The 22518-nt window shown below is 62.4% G+C and carries 19 protein-coding genes; 8 read left to right on the top strand and 11 right to left on the bottom strand.

Features of this window, described 5'->3' with window-relative positions:
• Window positions 1-8: 8 nt before the first annotated feature.
• Entirely contained in the window at window positions 9-554 is a 546-nt protein-coding gene (locus HOP03_12010) for a YaeQ family protein (protein NOT88895.1), read from the bottom strand.
• A gap of 48 nt (window positions 555-602) precedes the next feature.
• Entirely contained in the window at window positions 603-2060 is a 1458-nt protein-coding gene (locus HOP03_12005; protein ID NOT88894.1) for an exo-alpha-sialidase, read from the bottom strand.
• 599 nt (window positions 2061-2659) lie between these two features.
• On the opposite strand from HOP03_12005, the gene HOP03_12000 reads away from it, so the two are divergent.
• Window positions 2660-3724, top strand: coding sequence for a DUF1615 domain-containing protein (locus HOP03_12000; protein NOT88893.1), 1065 nt, complete (start codon window positions 2660-2662; stop codon window positions 3722-3724).
• A gap of 6 nt (window positions 3725-3730) precedes the next feature.
• Here HOP03_12000 and HOP03_11995 read toward each other — a convergent pair whose 3' ends face one another.
• From HOP03_11995 to HOP03_11985, 3 genes are all read right to left on the bottom strand, one after another.
• Window positions 3731-4588, bottom strand: coding sequence for a serine protein kinase RIO (locus HOP03_11995; GenBank protein ID NOT88892.1), 858 nt, complete (start codon window positions 4586-4588; stop codon window positions 3731-3733).
• Window positions 4589-4655: 67 nt separating this feature from the next.
• Window positions 4656-5327, bottom strand: a complete 672-nt coding sequence (locus HOP03_11990) for a hypothetical protein (GenBank protein NOT88891.1) — start codon at window positions 5325-5327, stop codon at window positions 4656-4658.
• 88 nt (window positions 5328-5415) lie between these two features.
• Window positions 5416-6189 carry a restriction endonuclease gene (locus HOP03_11985; protein ID NOT88890.1) on the bottom strand — a complete coding sequence of 258 codons (774 nt, stop codon included), beginning with the start codon at window positions 6187-6189 and terminating at the stop codon, window positions 5416-5418.
• Window positions 6190-6395: 206 nt separating this feature from the next.
• Between HOP03_11985 and HOP03_11980 the strand changes: the two genes are divergently transcribed.
• Window positions 6396-6566 carry a hypothetical protein gene (locus tag HOP03_11980; GenBank protein ID NOT88889.1) on the top strand — a complete coding sequence of 57 codons (171 nt, stop codon included), beginning with the start codon at window positions 6396-6398 and terminating at the stop codon, window positions 6564-6566.
• 82 nt (window positions 6567-6648) lie between these two features.
• On the opposite strand, the gene HOP03_11975 is transcribed toward HOP03_11980, so the two are convergent.
• Window positions 6649-8307, bottom strand: coding sequence for an FAD-dependent oxidoreductase (locus HOP03_11975; GenBank protein NOT88888.1), 1659 nt, complete (start codon window positions 8305-8307; stop codon window positions 6649-6651).
• Window positions 8308-8856: 549 nt separating this feature from the next.
• On the opposite strand from HOP03_11975, the gene HOP03_11970 reads away from it, so the two are divergent.
• The 4 genes from HOP03_11970 (at window position 8857) to HOP03_11955 (ending at window position 14080) form a co-directional block, all read left to right on the top strand.
• A complete protein-coding gene (locus tag HOP03_11970) occupies window positions 8857-10362 on the top strand; it encodes a S8 family peptidase (GenBank protein ID NOT88887.1) in 1506 nt (501 codons plus the stop codon).
• Window positions 10363-10798: 436 nt separating this feature from the next.
• Complete coding sequence (locus HOP03_11965) at window positions 10799-11068, top strand: hypothetical protein (protein ID NOT88886.1); 270 nt, start codon at window positions 10799-10801, stop codon at window positions 11066-11068.
• Between the two features lie 601 nt (window positions 11069-11669).
• Window positions 11670-12719 (top strand): hypothetical protein, encoded by a 1050-nt coding sequence (locus HOP03_11960; protein ID NOT88885.1) that lies wholly within the window; start codon window positions 11670-11672, stop codon window positions 12717-12719.
• Between the two features lie 203 nt (window positions 12720-12922).
• Window positions 12923-14080 (top strand): lipase, encoded by a 1158-nt coding sequence (locus HOP03_11955; GenBank protein ID NOT88884.1) that lies wholly within the window; start codon window positions 12923-12925, stop codon window positions 14078-14080.
• A gap of 220 nt (window positions 14081-14300) precedes the next feature.
• On the opposite strand, the gene HOP03_11950 is transcribed toward HOP03_11955, so the two are convergent.
• Together HOP03_11950 and HOP03_11945 are read right to left on the bottom strand one after the other, a co-directional pair.
• The gene (locus HOP03_11950) at window positions 14301-15800 is read right to left on the bottom strand and encodes an FAD-binding oxidoreductase (GenBank protein NOT88883.1); all 1500 of its coding nucleotides are present in this window, start codon (window positions 15798-15800) and stop codon (window positions 14301-14303) included.
• Window positions 15801-15994: 194 nt separating this feature from the next.
• Window positions 15995-16681 (bottom strand): TetR/AcrR family transcriptional regulator, encoded by a 687-nt coding sequence (locus tag HOP03_11945; protein NOT88882.1) that lies wholly within the window; start codon window positions 16679-16681, stop codon window positions 15995-15997.
• Window positions 16682-17078: 397 nt separating this feature from the next.
• Here HOP03_11945 and HOP03_11940 point away from each other — a divergent pair, with 397 nt between their 5' ends.
• Complete coding sequence (locus HOP03_11940; GenBank protein ID NOT88881.1) at window positions 17079-18302, top strand: hypothetical protein; 1224 nt, start codon at window positions 17079-17081, stop codon at window positions 18300-18302.
• A 212-nt stretch (window positions 18303-18514) separates the two neighbouring features.
• The gene (locus HOP03_11935) at window positions 18515-18733 is read left to right on the top strand and encodes a hypothetical protein (GenBank protein ID NOT88880.1); all 219 of its coding nucleotides are present in this window, start codon (window positions 18515-18517) and stop codon (window positions 18731-18733) included.
• Window positions 18734-19336: 603 nt separating this feature from the next.
• Here the strand turns inward: HOP03_11935 and HOP03_11930 are convergent.
• From HOP03_11930 to HOP03_11920, 3 genes are all read right to left on the bottom strand, one after another.
• Complete coding sequence (locus tag HOP03_11930) at window positions 19337-19555, bottom strand: KTSC domain-containing protein (GenBank protein ID NOT88879.1); 219 nt, start codon at window positions 19553-19555, stop codon at window positions 19337-19339.
• A complete protein-coding gene (locus HOP03_11925; GenBank protein NOT88878.1) occupies window positions 19548-21233 on the bottom strand; it encodes an ATP-binding protein in 1686 nt (561 codons plus the stop codon). Before HOP03_11925 ends, HOP03_11930 begins: the two co-directional genes overlap by 8 nt.
• Before the next feature lie 77 nt (window positions 21234-21310).
• Window positions 21311-22471, bottom strand: a complete 1161-nt coding sequence (locus HOP03_11920) for an SIR2 family protein (GenBank protein ID NOT88877.1) — start codon at window positions 22469-22471, stop codon at window positions 21311-21313.
• Between the last annotated feature and the right edge of the window lie 47 nt (window positions 22472-22518).

Genomic DNA, 22518 nt, shown 5'->3' with positions numbered 1-22518 from the left:
CCGGCGACTCAAGTCGCCGCCATCCGCACCCGTGGCGTCAGCGCCACGTTCAGGCTGTCGCTCATCAGCTGCACTTCGGTGTCCTGGATCATCGCGGTGAGGCGCATGCCGCGCTGCAGATGGCCTACGATCTCATCGATCGCTTTCGGATCCAGATCGATCACGGTGAGATTGTCGAACCGCGACAGGCTGGCTGAAATCCTGTTCCACCACACCTCCGCGGCGTGGCCGCCGTAATTCACCACCACCACCTGCTCCGCGCGCGCGCAGGCTTTGCGGATGCGGCTTTCGTCGGGCTGGCCGAGTTCGATCCAGCGCTGGATATCGCCCACGTAATCGCGCTGCCACAGATCCGGCTCGCTGTCGTCGCTCAGGCCGCGGCCGAATTCCAGACGTTCGTCCGCGTACAGCGCGAACGCCAGCAGCCGCACCATCAGTCGCACGTCGGTTTCGGACGGATGCTGGGCCAGGGTCAGGTTGTGCTGGGCGTAGTAATGCCGGTCCATGTCGCTGACCTGCAGCTCGACCTTGACCACGGTGGATTTTGGCGACATGCCGGTGCCTGACGGGAAAGGGTCAGGGATTGTAGGCGCTCCTTGTGCTCAGCGCTGCAGCAGCGCCAGCGTTGCGTAGTGCGGCATCATCCGCGACGGCGCGCCCGGCTCGGGCGGCCGGCGCAGGCGCTTGCGCAGATTCGCGTCGACGCGCTGGCGCAGCGCGATGCCCGGCCTGAAATCCGCAGGCGCCTGGCGCGCGCGCATGTCGCGCTGCATCGCCGCAGCCGGCATCCGCGTGCCGCTGTCGCGCGGCACGTTCGCCAGCGAGATCGCGAACACATCGGTGCGGTTGTCGTCGGCGCCGCTGTTGGCGCGCACATGGAACGGCAGGAATTCGCCGCCAGCGCTCATCAATCCCTGATAATCGCCGACGAACAGTCCGCGCGCGAACGGCGCGAAGTTCATGTCGAACGGCTCGGCGATGCGCAGATCGCTCCACGTTGCGCCGCCATCGCGGGAGCGCGCCAGCCAGCTGTCGGTGAACAGCGGCGCCGTCGCGGTATCGCTGCGCAGATCGTAGTAGGTCACGCCGACGGTGCCGTCCGGCAGGACGTGAATGCTCGGCGTGAATGCGGGCACGTTCGGCGCGCCGTTGACGCGCACGGGCGTCGACCACGTCAGTCCGCCGTCGCTGGAACGCGAGACCGCGATGCCGTCGTACAGCCCACCGCTGAAACGCGAGTCCTGCCACGCGACGAAGACCTCGCCATTCGGCCCGACCGCGATCTCCGGGACGATCGCGCCATCGCGTATCGCCGTGCCCGTGGAAGGATCGGTGACGCCGATCCCCAGCATGTCGGCAATGTAGACCGGCGCCGACCAGGTGTTGCCGCGATCGAACGAACGGATCACCGCGACCCGCGCGCGCTGCAGCCCGCCGAGCGGACTGTCGATCTGCGCGAACACGTCCAGCAACAGACCGCCCGGCAGCACCACCACGATATTGCCGATGGTCTGGTTGCGCGTGCCGGGATCGAAGATCGGCCGCGCCGGCTCCCAACTGGCGCCGTTGTTGGTGCTGCGCGCGAGATAGGCGGGGCCGGTATTGTTGGAGGCGATCAGGCGATCCCATACCGCGTAGACAAAATCGGCGTCGAACGGATCCGCGGTGATCGCATTCTTGTCGTTGAACGCCGCTGCGCCGTCGAGGATCAGCGTCGCGGCATTGGTCCAGGTGCGACCGTGATCGAAGGAACGACTGGCCAGCATCGTGTTGATGTCGCCATTCGTCGACAGCGACATCGCGTGGACCACACCGTTCGGCGAATACGACACCCAGGGATCGGACGCGCGCTGGTAATCGCCACCGTTCATCACCGTGCCGCCGCCGCAGCGCGAGAACGGCAGCGCGCGACGCGTCCAGTTGCGACCACCATCCAGCGAAGTCGCCGCGATCAGCGCGCGCGCCGAACCGTTCGACCAGCGATCCTGCTGCCAGGCGCCGACGAGGATGTTCGGATTCGTGGGATGCGCGGCGAGATGCGGCTCCACTTCGGCACCGATGTAGACCGTTCCGCCGACCAGCGCGCCATCGCAGCCCGGCGTGAGCGGCGAAAGCCCGGTGACGGGATAGGACTGCGGCCCGGCCAGGACCGCCGGCTGCGGCCCACCGGTGATGCGCGGCTTGTCGCCTGCAGCGCCGATCGTTGGCGCGATCATCGTTGGCACAATCAAGGAAGACGGCGACGCGCGGGACGAGCGCTGCGCCGCCTCGCGGTCCGTCGACGGGCCGCACCCGGACAGCGCAAGGGACAGCGCGAACACCAGGCAGACAGGCTCGACATGACGCGACATACGATCTCCGGACACCGATTGCGTGCGCATGACCATCACCCTCGTGCGAGATTGCGCGCTGAACGCTTCGACGCCGCCGATGGCGGGCGTCTGGATGCAGAACCGTCCACTCCGCCCGTCCAGCATAGGACAAAGCGCTTGCCCGGGCTTGGCGGCTTGCGATACCGGGCATCAGGGACAGCGGTGACAGCCTGTCGCCAGCGCACCGCCGCGTTCAAGAACGGCGCCGGGTTACAGTCGTGCGCATGACCGAACCCGTCCGGCCCCGCGCGAGGCGAATCGCGTTCACGTCCGTATCGCTGTCGCTGATGCTCACCCTGCTTGGCGGTTGCGACGGTCGCCCGCCACCGCCCACGCCGGAACAGGTGCGCGCGCAGCTGCGTCGGCTGATGCCGGCCACGGTGCAGGATCGCGCCGGTTGGGCGGAAGACATCCAGGCGGCGTTCGCGGCGCTGGAGATCGAACCCACGCCGCAGCATCTGTGCTCGGCGCTGGCCATCACCGAACAGGAATCCACCTTCAGCGCCAATCCGGTGGTGCCGGGCCTGGGCAAGATCGCGCGCAGCGAGATCGAACAGCGCGCCGGGCGTTACAAAATTCCGGCGTTCGCCGTTCGCGCCGCGCTGCAGATGAAATCGCCCAACGGCGACACCTGGGACACGCGCATCTCGGCGGTGCGCACCGAGAAGGAACTGAGCGACATCTTCGAGGAAATGATCGCGCGCGTGCCGATGGGCAAGCGCTTGCTTGCCCGCGCCAACCCGGTGCATACCGGCGGGCCGATGCAGGTCAGCATCGCGTTCGCCGAAGCGCATGCCAACGAACGCCCCTACCCCTACGCCGTCGATGGCTCGATCCGCCACGAAGTGTTCACCCGCCGCGGCGGGATGTATTTCGGCATCGCCCATCTGCTCGGTTATCCCGCGTCGTATGAGAAGCCGCTGTTCCGCTTCGCCGATTTCAACGCCGGCCGCTACGCCAGCCGCAACGCCGCATTCCAGAACGCGGTGTCGGTGGCGACCGGCATTCCGCTGGACCTCGACGGCGATCTGATCCGCTACCGAAAAAGCAAGGACGGCGACAAGATCGGCACAACCGAAAAAGCGGTGATCACACTCGCCTCAAAACTCGGCATGACGCCCGACGACATCCATCGCGCCTTGTCCGGCGCGCATCGCCACAGCTTCGAGAACAGCGATCTGTACACCCGCGTGTTCGACCTGGCCGACAAGCGCAACGGCAAAACGCTGCCGCGCGCGACGCTGCCGCGCATCCGCCTGCACAGCCCGAAGATCACCCGAAAACTCACCACCGAATGGTTCGCGACGCGGGTCAACCAGCGCTATCAGCGCTGCATGCGGAAAACGGAATGAACGCGATCAGTCGCGCTCTTCGGCTTCTTCGCGACCCTGCTGGCGGATGATCGCTTCCTGGCGCGCGTCTTCGATCGACAGCTGCACCGCACGCACGTCGGCGCGGCGGGTGTCGAACTTGAAATGCCCGGTCAGCGCGGCATCCGGGCGCAGATCGCCCTTTTCGTACAGCGCCCACATCTCTTCGCCGTAGTGCGTCTCCGCCAGCTCAGGCGCGAAACGGCTCAGCGTATCGCGCAGATTGTGCACGTCGCGCAACAGCATCCTGCGCGCTTCGTTGTTGCCGGCGGCGCTGACCACCTGCGGGAAATCGATCACCACCGGTCCGTCGGGCGTCGCCAGCACGTTGTATTCGGACAGATCGCCATGGATCAGGCCGACGCAGAGCATGCGCACGACATCGCCGATCAGCCGCGCGTGGTACGCACGGGCCTCGTCAGCGGTCAGTTCCACTTCGCCCAGACGCGGCGCGCTGTGGCCATCGGCGTCGGTCACCAGATCCATCACCAGCACGCCGTGGAAATAGCCGTAAGCGCGCGGCACATGCACGCCGGCCTCGGCCAGCGCGAACAGCGCATCGACCTCGGCGTGCTTCCAGGCTTCCTCCTGCTCCTTGCGGCCGAACTTGGTGGCCTTGCCGATCGCCCGCGCCTGCCGGCTGCCGCGCACCTTGCGGCCTTCCTGGTACTGCACCCGCGCCTGGAAGCTGCGCTGCGCCATGTCCTTGTAGACCTTCGCGCAGCGGATCTCATCGCCCACGCGCACCACGTAGACCGACGCTTCCTTGCCGCTTTTCAGCGGACGCAGGACTTCGTCGATCACACCGTCGTCGATCAAAGGTTGCAGTCCCTTGGGGGTTCTCATCGCATCGTGGCGTCGTGGGAGTGAGGGGGCATTGTCGCCGACTTCGTGAAACGGCGCTCGTGTACGGTCACATCTCCGGCGTATCGTCTTCGATGGCGCGCATCGCCTCGGCATTGCTGCGCTTCCAGTCGGCAAGCGCTTTCGCGCTCACGTCAGGATTGTTGACGCGATGCTGCGCACGAACCTCGGCGGGAATCACGTCGATCTGCCGTTTGGTCTGCAACAGTGCGCGATCGCCCGGCGCGAGCTGGCAATTGCGGCTCAGGATTTCCAGATCGTCGCCATTGGTGGCCGCGCCGCTCTGCAGATTGACCACCACGCCGAGCGTATCGCCCAGCGATTCGAGTTCCAGGCAGATCGCGTCGATCGTCGCATACGATCTCGCTGGATTGCTTGAGACGATGACGAACAGATTCTCGCGATCGATCCATGCCACCGAACGGACGCCGTCGACCCGACGCGCCGCCTGCCGCGCCGACTCGCGGTCCACACTGCGGGCCGGATCGGCCAGTTTGATCGCCTTGCGATAATCCTCGGCGATCGCCTGCAGATTGGCTTCGACGGCCTGCTGATCGCCCACTGCGGCTGCAGCACGGCTGACGGCGATACGCGCGGCCAGTTCGACCGGGTCCAGTGGCTGGCCTGCCTGCTGCGGCTTGCGTTCGGGTGGCTCGGCACTGCGCGTGCAGGCAAGCAACGGACCGCACGCAAGCAAAGCCACGATCAGCATCCGATTCATCTCTGGCACTCCTTGCCGCCCCCTGCGGTATCGGTCGATTCTACGGCAGACATGGCGGCACGCCTCTCCGGCAAACAGATGCGCGTCGTCAAAGCTCAGGCGTATCGTCCGCGATCAACCGCATCGCCTCATCCGCCTTGCGCTGCGATTCGCGGATCTCGGCTTCCGTAGGCGGCCTGGGCGGCGGCATCGCGACGGCAGGCGCAGCGACAGCCTGCGCAACAGGTGCCGGCAGCGACTCCTCGTAGCTGGCATCTGCCGTCCGCGCCATGGGTGCGCGGCGCGTATCCTCCGATGGTTCAACTGCAGTATCCGCAGTGCGATGAAGCACCGTCCGGACGATGAGTACAAAACCGATGGCGCCCACCAATGCCACCAGCCAGAGCAGCGAGTTCGTGCGTGGGCGCACGGGTCTTGCGGGTTTTGCAGGCGCCGCGTCCGGCGGCGGCTCGGGCTCCGCCAGCGGCCCGAGCATCCCGCGCAGGGTCTCGCCGTCGACCAGTTTCACGTGACCATGGCGCTGTGCGGCATCGATCGCCGCGCGGGTGAACTCGCCGCTGCTGACCAGGACCGCGCCGGTCGCGCCTTCGTTGACCATCAGGCCCAGCAGTTCGTGCACCGCGTTGTGCGGCACCTGCTTCGCGTTCCAGTGTTTGCACTGCACCAGCACCACCTCGGCGTCGCGGCGGATGCGCAGATCCACGCCACCGTCGAACTTCGCACCCGTGCCGCCGGTACCGGCATGCTCGACCCACCAGCCGACTTCGCGGTAATACGTCGCGAGCAGGCGCTCCAAGTCCGCCCAGCCGATGCGGCTGAGCGCATCGTCATGGCGATGGCTGACATTCTTGAGTCCGTGCATCCCGCCCCCTGCGGAATCCTTGGTTGCCAGCGATTCCGGCCGGCCCGCGATGCCGCCATGGTCACACACGATGGCCGGGAGCAGAAGCCGCCCTCCAAGGCGCTGGCGGCGATATCGGCGCTCGGACCAGGCCGGTCGCCAGCCCTGTTTGTCGCCCCACACCCACCCGATTACACTGGGGTTTCCCGCTATCGAGGCATTCCCACTTGGCCAAGCCCAATTATTCGTTCGAAAAACGTCAGCGCGAGATCGCGAAAAAGAAGGAAAAGGACGAGAAAGACGCACGCAAGCGCGAGGCGCGCGAGGCGGCCAAGCAGTCGTCCGGTTCCGGTGAAGCGTCGGCCGACGACAGCAGCGACCCCGCCACGACGGCCTGAGCGGGCATCGGGGTGAACCGGGCGGCCCCTCTCGCGGGATCCGCCCTGACATCACCGCTTCAGTTCTGCAGTCGCGGGCGACTCAACGCACCCGGAACAGCGTGCAGGTTTCGGCCGCGGCACGCAGGCCCGACAGCGCCGCGCCCTCCATGGTGCCCTGCCATTCGTAGAAGCTGCTGGTGTGCTCGCCGGCGAACATCACGTTGCCGATCCGCTTCGCCTCGTTGTGGGCGATCATCGTGAAATACCCCGGGCGGGCATTCGTATAGGCGCCCTTGCTGTACGGGTTGCGCGACCAGTTCTGGGCGAAGGCGAGCACATCGCCGCTGGCGGTGCGCTGCGCGGCCTGATGCGCACCCGGCAAGGCGGATTCGAGCTGATCGAGAAAGGCCAACGCCTCCGCCTGCACGTTGCGCGGGGCCAGCGACTTCGCCGATGCGCCGCCGATTTGCGTGGTCAGCACCGCGCGGTTTTCGTTGCCGTTGTAGGCATTGGTTTCCCAGGTCGACTGCAGATGCGAGCGATCTCCGAAACCGGTGCCGCTGGCGCCGTGCTGGACGTACCAGTACGGCTGGTTGAAGCCGACCATCAGCTTGGTGTTGTCGCCCATCGCCGCATGGTTGATGGCGTAACGCTTCCACGCCGGCAGTTCCAGGCTGGCATCGAGCTTCACATCGCGCAGCACGCTGAACGGCAGCGTCAGCACCACCGCGTCGTGATCGGTCTGTACGCTGCGACCGGCGACATCGAAAGTCAGCCGCACGCGACCGTTGGCGAGTTTGCGCACCGCGAGCAGTTTGTGGCCGAGCTGCACCGGCGTCGGCAGGCGCGCGGCCAGGCCGGTCGCGATGCGGTCGTTGCCATCGACCACGTGGAAGCCTTCGCCGCCCACGAGACCGTTCGCCTGGCCGACCTGCGCGAACTTGCCGCGCTTGTCGCCGTGCACGAAGCGCAGGAAGCTGATCGAACTCAGTTCGTCGACGCCAGCGCCGTATTCGGCGGCGTAGGCCGCGCCGATCACCTTGCGCAGCAGGCCACCCGCACCCTGCAGGGTGAGGTAATCGTCCAGGGTCATCAGATCGAACAGTTCGTCGGTCTCGGTGTACCGGTCGGCGATCGGGCTGCCCAGCGCGGACAGATCCTCGCCCATCGATGCCGCGAAGGCGCGGTATTCCTCGACCACCTGCGCTTCGGAATACGTGCGGCCGTCGAAGTGGTAGAACGGATTGCCCGGCAGCATCGAAACGTCTTCGAGCGGCAGGTTCAAGGCGCGTGCGTAACCGATCATGGTGTGATGCGAAGTGCCGATGAACTCGCCGCCGCGCTCGGCGACCTGGCCCGGGAAGAACCCGCGCAGCGTCGCGCAGCGACCGCCGACGTGACCCGCCGCCTCGAACACCTGCGCGGTCACGCCCTTGCGCGCGAGCTCGGAAGCGCAGCTCAGGCCAGCCAGACCCGCGCCGACCACCGCGACATTGCTGCCGACGATCATGCGCCGCAGCTTGGCGGCACCGGCCCAGGCCGTGGGCGTCATCGCGCCTGCCGCAGCCGTCGCCACACCCGCCACCGCGCCCTGCGTGAAACGCCGACGACTGGCGTCGCGGAGCGCTTCATGCCGGCCGGCTGCCTGCGCATCGGCATCGCGCTCGATCGTCTCCTGCGCACTCTGCCCCGTTTTTTCGGCTTGCGCGGCCAAGCGCGCCAAGCGCATCAACTGCGCCATCATCGAACTGCGACTCATGAATTCCCCCGGTATTGTCTTCGTGCCCACGGATAATGCCGGGCCGCCCAACGGGCGGCAGGTCATCCTTGGACCGGCCCAAGCCCGAATCCCCCGATCCGGACCGACATCAACGCCTGTTCGGCGCATGCCCGGATAGTACCGCAGCCGGGATCGGCACGGCACGTGCGGACATCGCTCCAAGCGGCGGGCACCGGTCCGGCGTCATGCGCAGCCGGTCATCATCGTGTCCCCGCCCGCAACGAAACAGTGACCTCCTGCGGATTTTCGCGCATCCGGGCACCGTTCCCGGCGTGGAAATACGACCGCCTCCATCAGGAAACAAATTGTTTCGATGCGCCCCGGATACACGCTTGTTCTCTTGCGATCAGAGGCATACCTTGTGGCTGCGGATCGATGTCATCCCCGCAGTTGTCGCGCCAGGGAATGGTCGTCAACAACGATGTTCCCTGCGCATCGCGGAACCGCCAGCGATCCGTGGAGACGCGACTCGCGCCCATGTGAATCGCGTCAGATCGACACCATCACATCGACATCAAAGGAATGAACATGAACAATCGAATCTCGTTGCTTTCAGCCGCGATCGGCGCCTCGCTCCTGCTCACGACCGCTGCCGGAACGGCATTTGCGGCGGACCTGCGTACCGCGGCGCATCCGGTCGACGGTCAATACATCGTCGTGCTCAAGAATTCGGCGGCAACGCTGGCCGGCGAATCGAATCGCGCGGCACGCGTTGCTGCCGTGGCCAGCGACATCGCCACGAGCCATCGCGCCAATCTGATCCGCAGCTACGACCGCGTGCTCCGCGGCTTCACGGTCAAGGCCGACGACGCCGCACTCGCGCGCCTGCTCGCCGATCCGCGCGTCGCCTACGTCGAAGAGGACGGCTACGTCAGCATCGACGCTACCCAGACCGGCGCGACGTGGGGACTCGATCGCGTCGACCAGCGCAATCTGCCGCTCAGCACCACCTACACCTACAACACCACCGCTGCCGGCGTACACGCCTACATCATCGATACCGGCATGCTCGCCAGCCACAACGAATACGCCGGTCGCGTCGGCAACGGCTTCGACGCCGTCGGCGGCGGCACCAACGACTGCCACGGCCACGGCACCCACGTCGCCGGCACCGTCGGCGGCAGCACCTACGGCGTCGCCAAGGGCGTGACCCTGCATCCGGTGCGCGTGCTCGACTGCGGCGGCTCCGGCACCTGGGCCGGCGTGATTGCCGGCATCGACTGGGTCGCGGCCAATCGCGTGTTGCCGGCGGTCGCCAACATGAGTCTGGGCGGCGGCGCCAACGCCTCGGTGGACGCTGCCGTCGCCAATCTGAGCAACGCCGGCGTCACGGTGGCGGTGGCCGCAGGCAACGACTATGGCGGCGATGCATGCCTCAAATCGCCCGCCGCCGCGCCCTCGGCGATCACGGTCGCATCGACAGACAGCAACGATTCGCGCTCGGGCTTCTCGAACATCGGCACCTGCGTCGATATCTTCGCGCCGGGCGGCGCCATCACCTCGGCCTGGAACACCGGCAACACCGCGACCAACACCATCAGCGGCACCTCGATGGCCTCGCCGCACGTGGCCGGCGCCGCCGCACTGCATCTTGCGAGCAATCCGAGCGCCACGCCCGCACAGGTGACGACGGCATTGATCAATGCATCGACGCCGAACGTGGTGACGAATCCGGGGGCAGGCTCGCCGAATCGCCTGCTGTACACGCTGGGTGGCGGTGGCGGCACGCCGCCGGTCATTACGGGCCTGTCTTGCGCCTACGCAGCGGACTACAACTGCAGGGTCACGTACAACTCTTCGACGGCGGCGACCGTCCATTGGTCCGGCGGGCTTGGCCAAGCCGCAGGGGATTGGTACTACGGCGTGTGCGGGAACGCATTCTTGCAGTCGTCGAGCGAAAACGCGAACGGAAAGGTATCCGCACAATTGCTGCCACCGGGCGAGGGTTACTATTACACGGTGCGTGCGACCGTGAGCAACGGTTTCGGCTCGGTATCGGCCAGCCGTAGACTGTACTGCCCAATATCGTTCTGATCGAACACTCCGGTTTCACGGAATGGCATTGTTCCGGCGAGGGCGCTGCAGCGCCCTCGTTCTTCGACGCGACGCAAGGATTTTCGAGGCGCGTATCGCTCTGCCCGGAAGGAAATCAGCCACCACATACCATGCGGCCATCACGCTTCGGGTCGATCTTCGCGCGAAGAAAACCGCTGCAGACCGCTGTCGCAAAGAAAGAATCGATATGGGCCGTGGCATCGGGCGACAGTCGTTCCCGGGCAAGTCCTCGCACCATTGCCTGTCGCCCCTGCGTACGGTTTGCGCCCGACTGTTCCCCCATCATGCCGGGAATGTCCGGCTGGCATCACTTCCTGCGAATAGGGACAGTGCCGGCACGCCGTGACAATGCCGTCGGCCGCTCGCAACAGTTTCGATCGGAATCCACACATCGAGATCAAAAGGACAATTTCCAATGAAGAACGACAAAACACATTTCGCGGGACGTCGCCAATGGCTCGTCCTGGGCGTCGCCCTGGCCCTGGGCATGATGGTGTCCGCAACGGGTTTTGCGAGACCCGTGCTGGGCAGCAACAGCTGGATCACCTACACCTATTTCAATGCGCAAGGGCAGATCGTCGGAGGGATGTCGCAGACCAACTGCCCCGGGATGCAGCCGTTCTCTTGGGGTCTGCAGACGAACCGCTTCACCTACGTCACGGGCACCTGCTCCACCGCGCCATAATCGTCGGGATCGCCAAGGCTTCGAGCCTGGCACATGGCGATCGGAACGGCAGCACCGGGACGTTCGCTCCGACGCCGGATCTCCGGCACTCCAACGATGATGGGATGTTCACAGTGAGCCGGTCCGGACATGCGTCCGGACCGGCGGGGGCTGGAAGCAAGTCGCTGCGCGAGCGAAGCGACTCGGGTTCGGCCTTGCGCACCGCTGCTTGCGGCCTTTGTGCGGTGCCGCGTGCAATCGACCGTTCGCCGGGATAAGTTCGATCCACACCGCGAGGCAGCGCACAACTGCCGATTCAAGGTCGCCAAGGACAGGTCGATGCCGAACACAGTGAAGTCGTTGCTTCCTCCAGCGATTCCCGCAATTCCACGGCGACCCGCCGCCCTGCGCCACGACGCGCGCGCACCGACGCCTCCAACGAGCCGCCGGCACCCATCCGCCTGATCGGCCGCATCGTTCAAAACCGCATCGCGCCTCTCCCGGCAGCGCGCTCGATTCCATCGACGCACCATCGATCTCCGTTCCGTCGCCATCCTCGCCGCGATGTCGACGTTTCACGCGCCAACCACCGATGCGGCCATCCAGACAGGGGGATTCGACCATGCACGACAACGACAACGCGTCCGGAAAGAGCGCCTATTACGACTGCAACATCCAGGCCGGCTTCTACAATCTCGCCGGCATCAACCTCGCGCATCACACCTACGCGATCGCCGAAAAGGACGGTCGACGCTATGCGATGCCCTGCTTCGGTTCCTTCGCGCTGAGCGAGCACGAACGCGGCCACACCGGCGTCCGCTATCCGGAAGAGCTCTGGTCACCGACGGTCCTCTGGTCGCGACCGCAGGGAAAAACGCTTCGCGCGAACCTGTCGGTGGCGCTGGGCATGGCGCAATTCTCGATCCTGCAGCAGTACGACTGGACCATCGACGAATGGGACGAGTATTGGCGGCTCAACCCATCGCTCAATGGTTACAGCGTGTCCTGCTGGGCTGGACTGGTCTACGGAATCACCGGCGTCTGCCATCAGGCCTGCAATCGCATCCTGTGGTCGACGCTGCAGGGCGCTTTCATCTTCAGTCCCGTCAATTGGCCGCCGAGCCTGTCGGCCAGCTATTGGGTGTACGGCTTTCACGGCAAGGACGCCAACGCTGCGGCCATCCTCGCAGCCGCACTGGTCGTGAAGGCAATTCTCGGCGAAAAAGCCGACGATGCCGCATTGATCAAATCGCACGAACTCGCGCGCAATGTCATGCGCCACCACATCGGGCACCAGCTGAACAATCACACCGCAGGCGAAGCCCGTGCCCACGAAGTGCGCGGCATGCTCGACCATCTGCCGGACGAACTGAAGGTTTCCGATCCAGCCATGATCGACGAGATCGTCCGGCACGACAGGATCTTCTCCGACAGCAAGGGCACCGCCGACAACCGGCTTTACAGAACCGCCAACGATGCCTATCACGACGAATATGCCGGCTTCGTCAACGCGGAGTTTCAAACGCTGCTCAGCCAGTTCCGGCAGTTCATGCCGCCCGCCACGTTCGAGCGCCTGTTCCCGGATGCGGCCGACAACAGGAACTACACCCTGATCGAACGCAGGCTCATGCCGCCCAACTACCTGCGTCATCGCGAGGGGGAACACGACTGATCGACAATCGGCGGGCATCCCATCCTGCAGCAGTGCGGGTGCGCGCGACACGTGCACCCGCTCCAAGGGACCCAGCGCATTCCGGCGCGGCGCATGACGCACTGCATCATGCCCTTTCATGCAATGGCGGCGACACTGCGACAGGCACAGCATCGGCTGTCGTCGCTCGTCATCGACGGGCCGGCATTCCGGGGAGGATACCCATGCACCACAGTACGTCGAACTTCGTTCCGGCTCTTCTGTCCACGACTTCCTCCGCACTGCTGGCGCTCGCCCTGCCCGCGTTGGGCGCCGCCGCACTGCTGCTGCCCGGCCAGGCACAGGCGCTCACCTGCGGCACCAACAACGGTTTCACCTGCACCGGCACGGCCACCCAGTACGCGGGCGGCTTCAGCCCCGGTGTGGGCAGCGGCGGTTTCGGCGGCGCCAGCGCCTGCACGCCCACGCGCACGCCGGTGGTCTACATCCACGGCAACGGCGACAGCGCGATCAGTCTGGACATGCCGCCCAGCGCGGTGACCGGTTACACCACGCCGGCCAATTCCGTATACGACGAACTCAAGGCGCGCGGCTACAAGGACTGCGAACTGTTCGGCATCACCTATCTCGATGCCAGCGAACGCGGCGCACCGCAGAACAACTACCACAAGCCGGCGAAGTACCAGATCCTCAAGACCTTCATCGACGCGGTGAAAACGCACACCGGCCGCAGCCAGGTGGACATCGTCGCGCATTCGATGGGTTCGAGCATGGCGTTGGCGATGGTGAAGTACTACAACTATTCGGGCAGCGTGCGCCGCTTCGTCAATATCGCCGGCGGCCTGCGCGGTCTGAACACCTGCTATTCCACCGGCTACCAGTCGGCGCTCGCACCCACCTGCAACGCCGAAGCCTACGTGTACCCGTACGATTACTACACCTTCGGCTACTACCCCAGCACCGGCGTGATGTTCTACGGCTACAACCGCTGGACCGGCAGCGGCACCACCAGCCTGCGCGCGATGCCCACGCAGTACCCGTCGATCGGCTTCTACACCATCACCGGCGGCCTCTACGATCAGGTCCACTGCTACACCACCAGCTACACCGCCGGCTGCAGCAGCGGCGCGCTGTTCAACGCCACCACCAATGTCAAAGCGCAGGTCGACATCGGCGCGGGCAGCAGCACCTATACCTTCGACTGGGATTGGGCCGACGGCAGCCCGTACAACGCCGGCGGCGGCGACTTGAGCAACGGCATCGGCCATTTCCGCTCGAAGACCAATGCCGGACGGATCGTCTACAACATGCTGGCCACCACCTGCACCACCGGCTGCGCGAACGGCTATGTGGGCGTGAACGGGCCTGCGTTCAACCGCTGAGCCCAAGGCGTTCGTGGCACATCTCCGCAACCCGGGTGTCGCACGGCGACACCCGGGGCTTTTCGCGAGAAAGCCCAACCTCAAGATACGCCGCTGTTCAAAGCGCATGGAATACGATCAAACGCCCATTGGACCACAAGCGATGCGGTGACTTTGCGATGTCGCGAAGAGCCCCGGGTGTCGCTGAGCGACACCCGGGCTACGAAAACGTTTTTGCGATCTACAGCGGGATCGACTGCGGATAACGGAGCAGGTCGCCCGGGTCGTATTCGCGCTTGACCGCCCGCAGGCGCGGCAGATTGTCGCCATAGTACGCATGCAGGTAATCGCACTGGCTCGGATCGATGAAGTTCTGGTAGCAGTGCGCCGACGTGTAAGGCTCCATTCGATCGTGGAAGCGCGACAGCCACTGCTGGTTCTTCGCCAGCACTTCGGGAGAATCGGCGGGCGTCCATTCCAGTTCGGCGCTGGTGATCATCGATGCGCCGCGATGCACGAACGCGGTGCCGGTCGGCGACACTGCATCGATCCGTCCACCCATCAGGAAGAATTTCCAGGTCGCCGCCACGGTGGTGCCCGGCCATGCGCGCAGGTTCGCCAGAATGGTGTCGATGGCCTCACCCGACAGCGCGCCGCGCGCGAAACGCGAGCGCTCGTGCGAATACTCGGGCGTGCCGTCTTCGGACAGGAATTCCTGCGCGTCCCAGTACGGCCGCTCTTCGACAACCGACGTGACCGGCCGATGCATCGCGAACACCGGCGCCAGCAGCGCCAACAGTTCGGCCTGCGGGCCGGCGAGCTGGCCGAGGATCGACAGCTTCAAGCCCGGCGCGCCGGCCTCGGCCTTCACGCTGAGCTTGATGCCCAACGCCTCCGGCGCGGCCAATGCCATCGTCTGCAGCGCAGCGAACACTTCGGCGATATGGTCGTTCCAGCTCATTTCGAACACCGTGAACATGCCGACCGGAAACGTCTGGAACGTGAAGGACGTGTGGATTCCGAAGTTGCCGCCGCCCGCACCGCGGATGGCCCAGAACAGATCGGTGTTCTCGGTCGCGCTGCAGTTCAACGCGCGACCATCGGCCAGCACGATGCGCGTCGCGGTCAGACCGTCGCAGGTCAGCCCGTGCGCGCGCATGTTGAAACCGATGCCGCCGCCCAGCACCAGCCCGGCCACGCCGACATCGCGGCAGCGTCCGTGCGTCACCGCGCGGTTGTACGGCCGGCACGCGGCATAGACATGCTTGTTGCGCGCGCCACCGCCCAGCGTGGCGATACCCGTCGTGCCATCGACATCGACGCGATTCATCGACGACACATCGACCATCAGCCCGGTCGTCGTCGAATAACCCGCGTACGAATGCCCACCGCTGCGCGCGACCAGCGGCACCCGGTTCGCCTGCGCCCAGCGCAGGCAGGCCTGCACATCCGTTTCACCCGCGCACTGCGCGATGCCCTGCGGCAGCGTGGATGCATATTGCAGCGCCCATGGCCGCGCCCGCGCCGCGAACTCCGGCGACCCCGGCATCAACAGTGGCCCCTGCATCGACCGCGCCAGTTCCGACCACGGCAACGCACGCGCATCCGGCAGCGATGCGCAGCCGCTCAACCATCCCAGCGATGGCATGCCCAGGCCCAATGCCGCTGTCGTGCCCGCGCGCAGGAATCGACGGCGTGATGGCGAGAACGCCTGTGTCTGATCGATCGATGAATCTTGCATCGTTGAACCCTCCCTGTTGGTGTTGTGTCAGTCCCTCGAACATCCCGTCGCACCTTCCACCTTTCGTAGGGTGGAGTAAGCGCAGCGCAACTCCACCATCAAGCCGAAGAAAGCCGACCCATTTGCCGGGCATGGAAACGATCTATTCCATCGAGCAATGGTGGAGTTGCGCTGCGCTTACTCCACCCTACTCGCTATGCAAGCTCGCTGACAATGGCCGAGTGCGTATTCGGCGCAGCATGACCGACGTTGGACTCCGGACCTCGAATCATCGCCGCCGCCAACATGTTGCGAAGCTGATCTTCAAGTTCCTGGCTGTCGAGCAGATCGGAATCTTCCATCACGGCAGACCACAGCACGCACGTCAGCGACCGCGACAACACGAACTGGCAGGCTGGGGACAGCGCCAAGCCATCGCCCCCCGCCGATTCGGCCAGGCTCCGTCCGATGTATCGGTCCAGAACGCGCATCGCATCGAGCATCCTTGCGGCCATCTCTTTTCTGGTCACGGCGCGGACCACCGCCCGGAGCATTTTCCGATTGCTGCGGGCATCGGCGACCATCACCGCCACCAGGCGCGAGATCGCCTCGCGGGAAGCCTGGTCGGGAGATGCCGCCAGCGTTGTTTTCAATCGCTCGATCAATCTGTCGCGATGCGCGATTCCCATCGCCATCAGCAGGGAGTCGCGATCGTGGAAGTACTGGTAAAGCGTACCGATACTGAAACCGGAAACCTCGGAGATCCGATTCGTGGTGATCCTCTCGGCGCCTTCGCGCTCGATGATCTGCAGTGTCGCCTCGTAGATCGCGTCGACCGTACCTTGGGACCTGGCTTGCGTGGGGCGACGCCTGACGACTTTCGCGACTTTCGCGGCTTTCACGACATTCCCTCGATGATGCCGGCCATCAGGCATTCGCGACAACGGCGAGGATCTCCGCAAGCCCATCGATGGCCGTGCTGCGACAGGAACGACGTCGTTCGCCACAGGGTGGAGGGCCAAGACATGAGAAAAAACTGAGCGCAGTCGCGGACAGCGCGATGTCCGCTGAAGTTTTCTCCACTGTTATCAATCACTTGACCGCAATCCTTTTGCGCATGGAAACATGATCATAACGCGACTTGTCGCGCACCCGAAAGCTGACGAAACTTGGGATGCCATGCATCAGAAGACGGCGTGACAGGATTCACGACCAACGATGGCCGTCTGTTTGGACTAGGCACTTCCGGAATTCCGGAAGCAACTGAAGACGATCATCCACACAACATTAAGGAAAATCATGAAAAAACATCGCAGTTCGATCAAGCTCGGCCTTTTGGCGGCGGGCATCGCGGCAAGCTCGCTGGTTGCGGCCGGCAACAACAGCCTCGCGACACAAGCCGTCGGTTCCAACCCGAATCAAAACACGCCGGTCGCTCAGAGCGAGCGTACGCCGGTCGTATCGCTGACCCAGACGATGGGCGATGTCGGCTTCGAGATTTTCGATGGGCAAACGCAGCGCTACACGCTCTCGACGCTGCCGAAGAATGCCACCGATGCCATCGTCTACATCGATGTCGATAGCATCGAGTGGAACAAGAAGAAGATGCAGGCCGTTCTCGATCTCGCCAGGGACCTGAACTGGGTCGTGATGGCGGAGAGCGGAACATGGAACGTGCCGCGCCTGCACGCCTTCCTCGCCGCGTACTACCCGCGCGTCAATACGAAGAATCTCCAGAACGTCGCGGTACGGGTCTCCTGGGACAACGGGCGCGCCGTCGCGACCGACCTCGCACCGACCGAAGCAGCGGTCGAAGTGGGCATCGACTATCTGCAGACCACCGCGGCAAAAGCACTGCTTGCGAATGAGATGACGACCAGGACCGTCGCGCCAGGCAGCAACTACGCATGGTTCGCCAACAACGCCTACCAGGCCACCGCCAGCAATGGGCAGATCGGTAGCCGCGCGTACACGGTGGCGCTGAACCGCGATGTCGTGAAAGTCTGGAAAAGCACCAGCGGCGGCACGACGGACTGCATCGTCTCCTGGCGTGGCAGCGCAACCACGGGTGACTGGCTCACGAACATCCAAAATCAGTTCGGGTCGTCGGTTGCCGTACCGGGAGAACCGGCGAACGCCGCAAGGATCGGGAGTGGGTATGCCAGCAGGCTCAACAGCTACAAAGCCGCAGTCGATGCGGTGGCCTGCAACAATGCGTACAGCGTGACGGGCCACAGCCTGGGTGGCGCGATGGCCGAAGCGTATTCGTTCACCATCCGCACCAAACGCCCGAATCTGGAAGCCTACAACCCGGCACGCGTCGGCAACGCCAGCTTCCGCACCCAGTTGGTGTCTGCCCTGGGCAGCCCGAAAGTCGAAGTGTTCTGCAGGAACCTGGACCCGGTCTGGACCGTTCCGGTGGGATTGGAGCATGTCGGCAGCAACAACGGCTGCACCTACTGGGGCAGCTCGGTATCATTGATCAATCTCGTCGCGAATCACGCCATGAATCTGTGGCTGTAAGCAACTGCCGTTCCTGTTGAGTCTTTGAAGATCGGCAAGCAGACGTGGCGGACTTTGGTCCGCCACGTCGTCTGATGCACACCTGGACCGCATCCCCACGCGCGGGATCCGTAGGGTGGGCCCTTGGCCCACCATTCACAGCACCGACTTGATGTCAGCATCCAACGAAGTCGCGCAAAGTGTGCGCCGACTTTCACACGATCATTTTGCGAATGGCGTTGGCGTGTGAATTCTCGTGGCGGTGGGCCAGGGGCCCACCCTACTCGCTGGGCAGCCCGAAAGTCGAAGTGTTCTGCAGGAACCTGGACCCGGTCTGGACCGTTCCGGTGGGATTGGAGCACGTCGGCAGCAACAATGGCTGCACCTATTGGGGCAGCTCGGTGTCCTTGATCAATCTCGTCGCGAATAACGCCATGAATCTGTGGCTGTAAGCAGCTGCCGTTCCTGTCGAGTCTTTGAAGATCGGCAAGCAGACGTGGCGGACTCTGGTCCGCCACGTCGTCTGATACTCACCCGGATCGCATCCCCACGCGCGGAATCCGTAGGGTGGAGTAAGCGCAGCGCAACTCCGCCATCAAGCCCACGCAAGCCGGCACATCTGCCGAGCATGGGAACAATCCATTTCGTCGGACGCGATGCCTTCAGGCATCTGCCGCACTTGCAGTCGCAATGGTGGAGTTGCGCTGCGCTTACTCCACCCTACTCGCTGGATCAACCTCGTCGCAATTCACGCCATGACGCTGTGACTGTAAGCATCCACCGTCCCTGCTGAGCCTTTGAAGATCGACAAACGGACATGGCGGACCTTGGTTCGCCACGTCGTCCGATGAACACCCGAATCGCATCCCCACGCGCGGGATTCGTAGGGTGGAGTAAGCGCAGCGCAACTCCACCACCAAGCCCACAAAAGCCGGCACATCCGCCGAGCATGGGAACAATCTATTTCGTCGGACGCGGCGCCTTCAGGCATCTGCCGCACTTGTAGTCGCAATGGTGGAGTTGTGCTGCGCTTACTCCACCCTAATCGCTACGGGTTACTCGAAATACTTGCCCCCGGGCTTAAACTTCAGGACCTTGTTGATGTACTGCCCTCTAGACTGAGCCGGCGCAGTGAATTCCTCCCATACACTGAGAGGGCATGCTTGGTATGCCCAGCATGTCCCATCTTTAAATTTAACAAAAATAGTTTCCTCATCAGCTGAATAGGCTTCAGCGACAACCCAACTTGATGCAGTGGATTTCCATTCAATCATTTTCTTCTCCATTATAGATTCCTCGCCATGCAGCTAAAGCACTCTTGAATGACAGGCTTTTTTCAACACCTCGCCAACTATCAAGCGAAGGGTCTTCAGCTAATGGAAGCGGATTAGGCTTATTCAGAATTACACGGCATGGAATTATCGTTGATTCCCCACTTACTATTGCTTCTCCGGTACGTAAAGATGGAAGAACTGAGGACAACCCAACAACATTATCTGGAAGCGCAGCTTTTACGGTTCCTTGGTCACTACTGTTTGTGAGCCTCAACGCGATCAAGGTTCCACATTGGGCTAGAGCTGTATCGGGCAATTCTGTTGGTCTTTGCGAAACAAGCCATAGACCAACACCATATTTTCGTCCCTCACGAGCTATTCTATTTGCCGATTCACGGGTCAACTCGGCTGCGTTTTTGCCAAGGTACTTGTGAGCCTCCTCAAGGACAATCAGCGCAGGGCACAGACGACCGATTCCTCCACCGCCAGCAGGTGCGCGAAGTGCAAGCTCGAACAAAAGATTCAGCACAACACCAATAGCCGCATCAGCTGCCTCCGGCGGAACACCAGCAAAATCTAAGACCGAGATAGGCCGATCTCCCCCTAGCCATTCTGAGACAACTGCTTCAAGAGGGTCTTGACCATCCAGCGCTACAGGCGGCCTTAGAAAAAATTGCAGCCTTGGATCCACGAGACCAAGACGCAGCCTATCAGGCATCGATCCATATACATCGAAAAATGGCCCTTTATGGGGTGGTCTTGAAGATGCACCGTACTGCTGAAACGTCGCGGATCGCAAAGATTGAGAATCTCCTATGTCCAATATTGCACGTGTATCAGAGTCACCTTTTACGGCCTGTGTTTCACGATTCTCAGTATCAAGCTCATACCACACCTTCTTAATATCAAAAGGGACGGGTGTATCAGGAGTCACTGCATTTAGATCCAAATCCAACCAACTAGCTTCTGAAACAAAATTGCGCCTATGAATACCAACCAGCTGAGTGAAACGGCTAAGGAACGTACCGCTTCCTGAAGTGCCGGTAAATATTTTGATGATGTCATGCGCAGGAAGCGCCCAGAACGGCACCTTCAACGACTGCTTTCCGTCACCCAGCACGCTAAGAACGTGCGCATGAGAACCCAGCGCTCGCGCATACTCTCCATGGGGATCGACGACAACAATATTTGCAGTACGCCACCCTCCAGTTACGAAGCTTTGCAGCAGTGAAGCAACAGAGCTGGTTTTTCCAGACCCTGTAGAACCGACAATAGCGGCATGCCTAACTACAAGACGAGAAGCATCAAGACTAATGGGTAAACCTTCGGCAGCGGAAAGGAAGCCGATACCGATTCGATCTACGCTTTCTTTTGGAAATATAGGGCTTAGTTGATCGATTGTAGCGAAATGGACTTCGTCATCCAGCGCAGGATATGAAGCGACTCCACGCTGGAATCGACTGGTCGCCCGATCTATTTCTCCGAGCAACTGAACCTGCAGCCAACGCTCATCCCTTTGCACGGTTCCAGAAGGCTCGAGATCACCTGACAGCTCAGCTATACCAAGAAGACTCACCGATGCAATGAGGTCAACGAGCCCTTGAGGGATGCGAACTAAAGATCCTATCTGCCCAATCGAAAGAACTTGACCACGGTAAATAGGGGCCACACCAGCCATGTCATCATCGAGTGCCACAGTAATTGTGGAGCCGAGCACATGCCTAACTCGACCAATACATGTAGGAGCACGCTCGGTCATAATTTCTCCGGCGATGTGGCCGCAGAAATTTGCGCGGCTATCTCTGCGCTAAGATCCTTTAGCGCACTATCTGCTTCATTCGTTCGTACTGAAATTTGTCCGAGGAAATCGGCCAAACTTCTAAAATCTGGTAATTTCATTTTCGAATCTTGCCAATATGGCGAAGACACATCGTCCACTGCCCAAGGAGCTCGTACGCCACCCAATATTGCTTCTTCTTTGTGAACAACTTGAAGATTTGGCGTATGAGATGCTCTCTTCGCAATCTCGTCAGATATCGGATCAAAACTTAAAACAATGAACTCGGATCGCTCACGGCGCGCAGCTGCATCAAAGATCATTTCATTTATATGCTGATCTCCAAATGCATACCCGCTAATAATCAAAAGAGTCTCTGGCTGATTCAATGCCCGGCGAAAGCGATCCTGCAACACCACATAAGGAAACCTGCGCGACTGATCATACTTCGCATCAGATGGATAAATAGCTGCAATTTGTCCGCTTTCTGCAGCAGCGCCTAAACGAATGACTTCGCTATCATCCCATACCCAATTTACGGATCCGTGCAGCTTCCAGAGTCGCGCAAAAAAACTAGGCACTCCTTCTTTGTCATTGCTGCCGCTATTCTCGACAAGATCAGTGTGAAATCGCGCCCTTAAAACCCCAGAAAATCCATCGAAATAGTGCACGGAGTGCCTATCAAAGGCAGACTCCAGAATAAGGTCATAGTTGACCGTAAACACCTCGATAGGAAGTCTGTATTGACTTCGCCTGACCCATGAAGCGAATTTTCTGGCCGGCACAAGATCAGCCGACTTAACATCAAGCTCCTGAATTATTAGACTGCAGACTAAGCTATCCAAGCATGCAGCATCATGCGCGGTCATTCCATCAAGAATTTGCCCTTCGCGCAGCATAGCCTGCAAGGCTCTAAGACGGCTCAATGCCCGTTCAAGGCCGCCATCTTTGATTAGCAGCGTAAATTTCTCACTCTGCACCGGATCAAGAGCGGCGATGATCCTTGTTGTAAGTTGGTCAATGTCAGGCAGCCCCCCAGCACGAGACGTACCTGCACCGAAGAAAAAGCAAACATGCCTGCTCCTTGTCGCCAATTTGGCGCCAAGTGAGCTGAGAAACCGGATTGGATCGTGAGCCATTTATCCCCCTGTCGCGCCATCCCCCTAATCACGCTACGACCACCCCA

This window comes from Lysobacter sp. (assembly GCA_013141175.1).
In the GTDB taxonomy this organism is placed as follows: Bacteria; Pseudomonadota; Gammaproteobacteria; order Xanthomonadales; family Xanthomonadaceae; genus Lysobacter_I.
Note: the sequence above shows the minus strand (reverse complement) of the source record. Positions and strands in the feature narration are given on the sequence as shown.

Bases quoted from the DNA above. Each gene is read 5' to 3' on its own strand.
- HOP03_12010 (NOT88895.1), bottom strand. From the start codon at position 554: ATGTCGCCAAAATCCACCGTGGTCAAGGTCGAGCTGCAGGTCAGCGAC.
- HOP03_12000 (NOT88893.1), top strand. From the start codon at position 2,660: ATGCTCACCCTGCTTGGCGGTTGCGACGGTCGCCCGCCACCGCCCACG.
- HOP03_11995 (NOT88892.1), bottom strand. From the start codon at position 4,588: ATGAGAACCCCCAAGGGACTGCAACCTTTGATCGACGACGGTGTGATC.
- HOP03_11990 (NOT88891.1), bottom strand. From the start codon at position 5,327: ATGAATCGGATGCTGATCGTGGCTTTGCTTGCGTGCGGTCCGTTGCTT.
- HOP03_11985 (NOT88890.1), bottom strand. From the start codon at position 6,189: ATGCACGGACTCAAGAATGTCAGCCATCGCCATGACGATGCGCTCAGC.
- HOP03_11975 (NOT88888.1), bottom strand. From the start codon at position 8,307: ATGAGTCGCAGTTCGATGATGGCGCAGTTGATGCGCTTGGCGCGCTTG.
- HOP03_11970 (NOT88887.1), top strand. From the start codon at position 8,857: ATGAACAATCGAATCTCGTTGCTTTCAGCCGCGATCGGCGCCTCGCTC.
- HOP03_11965 (NOT88886.1), top strand. From the start codon at position 10,799: ATGAAGAACGACAAAACACATTTCGCGGGACGTCGCCAATGGCTCGTC.
- HOP03_11960 (NOT88885.1), top strand. From the start codon at position 11,670: ATGCACGACAACGACAACGCGTCCGGAAAGAGCGCCTATTACGACTGC.
- HOP03_11955 (NOT88884.1), top strand. From the start codon at position 12,923: ATGCACCACAGTACGTCGAACTTCGTTCCGGCTCTTCTGTCCACGACT.
- HOP03_11950 (NOT88883.1), bottom strand. From the start codon at position 15,800: ATGCAAGATTCATCGATCGATCAGACACAGGCGTTCTCGCCATCACGC.
- HOP03_11940 (NOT88881.1), top strand. From the start codon at position 17,079: ATGAAAAAACATCGCAGTTCGATCAAGCTCGGCCTTTTGGCGGCGGGC.
- HOP03_11935 (NOT88880.1), top strand. From the start codon at position 18,515: ATGGCGTTGGCGTGTGAATTCTCGTGGCGGTGGGCCAGGGGCCCACCC.
- HOP03_11930 (NOT88879.1), bottom strand. From the start codon at position 19,555: ATGATTGAATGGAAATCCACTGCATCAAGTTGGGTTGTCGCTGAAGCC.
- HOP03_11925 (NOT88878.1), bottom strand. From the start codon at position 21,233: ATGGCTGGTGTGGCCCCTATTTACCGTGGTCAAGTTCTTTCGATTGGG.
- HOP03_11920 (NOT88877.1), bottom strand. From the start codon at position 22,471: ATGGCTCACGATCCAATCCGGTTTCTCAGCTCACTTGGCGCCAAATTG.